This window comes from Streptococcus sp. 596553 (assembly GCF_900411395.1).
In the GTDB taxonomy this organism is placed as follows: domain Bacteria; phylum Bacillota; class Bacilli; order Lactobacillales; family Streptococcaceae; genus Streptococcus; species Streptococcus mitis_BA.
The window spans coordinates 1-568 of record NZ_OXCQ01000034.1 but is presented as its reverse complement, the minus strand read 5'-3'; the positions used below and the strand labels follow the sequence as shown (position 1 = coordinate 568).

Sequence of the window (568 nt, the reverse complement as noted above, 5' to 3'; positions counted from 1 at the left end):
ACATACTCTATCGTAAAAGAAGACGGTAAGTCTTATGTTCAATTCACCCCGGTAGCCACTTATACAGGAAATGTAACTCCAGTAACAGTGAAAATTGCTGATGCTAATGGAACTGAAGTAACAACAACCTATACTCCGAAGATTGTTGGAGTGAAACCAAGCGCAGAATCTTCTAAGACAAATGGAATTCAAGGCGAAACTCAAACTTCTAGCATCGTTTACAATCTAGTTAATAAAGATGAGAATGCTCTAAACTTCGTCAAAGGAACTGCGATTATAAATAGTGAGTCTAAATCAATCGAACTAGATAAAACATCTGTGAAGCTAGTAGGTGCAGAAAATGGAACTGTTAATGGTGACGGTAGCGTTACTGTAGCGAATCAGGGTACTTATAAGCTTGTTAAAGATGCAACTGGAGCCAATGCTGTTACCTTTACTCCTCTTGCTACATTTACTGGAGAAGCCCATGCTGTAACAGTAAGTATTACTGATGCTAATGGAACTGAAGCAACAACAACCTACACTCCAACAGTAACTCCTGTTAAAGCTTCAGCTGAACCTGCAACGT

General features: G+C 39.3%; 1 protein-coding gene. It reads left to right on the top strand.

Translation table 11 applies throughout. The annotated features are described in order from the left end of the window. Positions 1–568, top strand: a 568-nt coding sequence (locus DSY56_RS11675) for a hypothetical protein (RefSeq protein WP_234990598.1), incomplete at both ends; no start/stop codon positions are given.